This window comes from Cyclobacterium roseum (assembly GCF_010119225.1).
Taxonomy (GTDB): Bacteria; Bacteroidota; Bacteroidia; order Cytophagales; family Cyclobacteriaceae; genus Cyclobacterium; species Cyclobacterium roseum.
This window is the reverse complement of sequence record NZ_WNKF01000039.1, coordinates 1-2,837: the sequence shown is the minus strand read 5'-3', so window position 1 is coordinate 2,837 and position 2,837 is coordinate 1. Positions and strand designations below refer to the sequence as shown.

The 2,837-nt window shown below is 47.1% G+C and carries 5 protein-coding genes; all 5 read left to right on the top strand.

The features are described 5' to 3' along the window. Positions 1 to 1,048, top strand: a 1,048-nt coding sequence (locus GJQ68_RS22970; RefSeq protein WP_317174472.1) for an NAD-dependent epimerase/dehydratase family protein, incomplete at its 5' end; no start/stop codon positions are given. A gap of 147 nt (positions 1,049 to 1,195) precedes the next feature. Continuing rightward, positions 1,196 to 1,564, top strand: coding sequence for a hypothetical protein (locus tag GJQ68_RS22965; RefSeq protein ID WP_162419599.1), 369 nt, complete (start codon positions 1,196 to 1,198; stop codon positions 1,562 to 1,564). Positions 1,565 to 1,803: 239 nt separating this feature from the next. Continuing rightward, positions 1,804 to 2,025 (top strand): DUF433 domain-containing protein, encoded by a 222-nt coding sequence (locus GJQ68_RS22960; RefSeq protein WP_162419600.1) that lies wholly within the window; start codon positions 1,804 to 1,806, stop codon positions 2,023 to 2,025. After that, complete coding sequence (locus GJQ68_RS22955; RefSeq protein WP_162419598.1) at positions 2,022 to 2,366, top strand: DUF5615 family PIN-like protein; 345 nt, start codon at positions 2,022 to 2,024, stop codon at positions 2,364 to 2,366. The genes GJQ68_RS22960 and GJQ68_RS22955 overlap by 4 nt, the downstream gene beginning before the upstream one ends. 241 nt (positions 2,367 to 2,607) lie before the next feature. After that, a partial coding sequence (locus tag GJQ68_RS23505; RefSeq protein ID WP_235941867.1) for a hypothetical protein occupies positions 2,608 to 2,837 on the top strand: 230 nt, incomplete at its 3' end.

Sequence of the window (2,837 nt, the reverse complement as noted above, 5' to 3'; positions counted from 1 at the left end):
CATCACAGCATGCCTTTTTAGGCTGATTTTCAGTCCGATAAGCTCAGGTACCCATTATCATCGCATCATCATCATTCCATCAGCATATCATCAAATCACCACATCACCAAACCATCCCACCATCGAACCATCAAACCATCAAATCATCATCACCGGCGCCTCCGGCTTTGTAGGCCAAAACCTGCAAAAGCACTTAAAAGACAGGCCCTGGAAAGCACTCAGCCGAAATCCCTCCGGTTCAGGCTTGTCTTATGCCGAATTCTGGAAGCAAAATGACTGGTCCTTTCGCCACTACATCCACCTGGCCGGAAAGGCACATGACCTGAAAAAAACATCCGGCGAACAGGACTACTGGGAAGCCAATTACGAGTTGACCCGCAAGCTGTACGATCGCTTTCTAAAAGATCCTCATGCCGAAACTTTTATTTTTATCAGTTCCGTCAAGGCCTGTGCCGACAGGGTAACAGGCTGGCTCAGGGAAGAAATGCCCTGTGCTCCGGAAACGGTCTACGGCAAGTCCAAGCGAAAAGCAGAGGAATACCTGCTGGATAATTTGCCCGAAGGCAAGCGCGTCTATATCCTGCGCCCCTGCATGATCCACGGTCCGGGCAACAAGGGAAACCTGAACCTACTCTATGCCTTTGCCCAAAAAGGCTTTCCCTATCCACTGGCTGCTTTTACGAACGAACGCTCCTTCCTCTCTGTGGACAACCTCTGCTGGGTGATGCTGCGGCTAATGGAGAAGGACATTCCCTCGGGCATTTATCAGGTAGCCGATTCCGGCGTTTTTTCCACCAATGAACTCATCCAAATGATGGCTGCCTCCATGGGCAAGCCCGCCCGTCTGTTGAAAATCCCAGCGGGTCTGCTGCGGGCTTCTGCAAGGGTAGGGGATCGGTTGCGCCTCCCCCTCACCAGCGAACGCCTGCAAAAACTCACCGAAAGCTATAAAGTCAGCAACGAAAAGCTGCTAAAGGCCCTGGGCGACGATCTGCCCCTGAGTGCTGAGAACGGATTTAAAAAAACCTTTGAGGCATTCAAGGGGTAGTGGCTCGGAAGGGGCTGAGTTGTAGGGATCGGCTTTGGGGCAGGTTTTCTTGTCTTGGATTGATTCGTGGTTATTAAGGGTTAAAATGGATTGGTATCGGCTGGGCTTTAGGGTCTGGCCTTTTTGCATTTGAAGGTATGTTTTTTTTTGCAGGAACCAATTTTCGAAGCATCGGCTAATTTTGATCGAACGTCTACGATTGAAAGAAGCGGGTGGGCCGACAAAAAACCGGGGGTGTGGGAGGATTGCGGGGGGAAGGATTTTTTTGTCTTGATCTCCTGCCTGCCGGTAGGCAGGTTTGGTACTTTTGGATCAAGCCAAAAGTACGGAAGGAATTGGCGTTTACTACCCCCATCAGCCTTTGTCCTGCCATCAACGTCAACCTTGAATGTACCCGGCCCGGGCATTGGCGGAAACCTGGTTTCACTTTTTAGCGGCTGGATAGCCAATGCAGGGAGCGCGAGGCTCCAACTACCCCGGGCTGCGCCTCCCTTGTCGGCTTACCCGGAGTTATAATCCTTTCACCCCTGCCGGGGTTTGGTGCTCGTAACAGGAATCCATCAGCGATTAACCAGTTAACCAGCTAATCCATCGTCAAATCCCCACAATCGTACCATGATACCATCAAACAATCAAACCATACCTTTGTAGACTGATCTTGTAGTAGCCCACATCTTGAAAATCACAGACGACCCAGATTCCTGTAATTACGAATGGTCGTATACAAAATGGCTGGATTTGCGTATATTTGGAATATGAATTATCAGGAATATATAGAAATCAGATCTGACAAGAGATTTGGTAAACCTTGCCTTAAAGGGACAAGAATCTCCGTTTATGACGTGTTAAACTGGCTATCAAACGGAATGAGCAAACAGGAGATCATGCAGGATTTTGAAGAGATTAGCGAAAACATGATTAATGCTTGTCTGGCTTTTGCAGCAGATAAGGAGCATAAATTGCAAATTGCCTCTTGAAGCTTTTGTTTGACCAAAATATCTCTCCAAAAATTGTCAGGCAAATTGAATCTGATTTTCCGGGGTCCTATCAGGTTCGACATGTAGGGTTGGAGGACGCATCGGATTCCTCTATTTTTGATTATGCAAAGGATCACGGGTATGCAATAGTAACATTTGACGCGGATTTTATTGATTTAAATATGATTAAGGGTATTCCACCCAAAATCATCTGGTTAAAAACCGGTAATTTAACCACCAGATCTGTTTCAAATCTCTTGAAAAAAAACAGAGATGCCCTGATCGAATTTTTAAATTCAGGGAAAGAGGGAATTCTAGAAATAATTCAAACTCAATATTAGTCAGAAAGAGGACTGGATGTCTTATTTTATTTTTGATAGTTTAGGGTTAATTGACCGGATCCTTGCAAGATTATTCAGCCGAGCTGTCTGACGATTAGCCTGTATTATGGATTCAGCTTTGTTTGTTAAGGGCTAATGTAGTTCGATACGGACTAGGCTTTAGGGTCTGGCCTTTTTGCATTTGAGAGGATGGTCTTTTTTTCAGGAACCGATTTTCGAAGCATCCACTAGTTTTGATAGCATGTCAACAGAAAAGCAAAGCGGGCAGGCCGGCACAAAACCGGGGGTGCGGGAGGTATGCGGGAGGAAGGATTTTTGTGCCTTGATCTCCTGCCTGCCGGTAGGTAGGCCTGCCTGCGGGCAGGCAGGTTTGGTACTTTTGGATCTAAGCCAAAAGTACGGAAGGAATAGGCGTATACTACCCCCATCAGCCTTTGTCCTGCCATTAACTCCAGACTTGGATGGAACCAA

Bases quoted from the DNA above. Each gene is read 5' to 3' on its own strand.
- GJQ68_RS22960 (WP_162419600.1), top strand. From the start codon at position 1,804: ATGAATTATCAGGAATATATAGAAATCAGATCTGACAAGAGATTTGGT.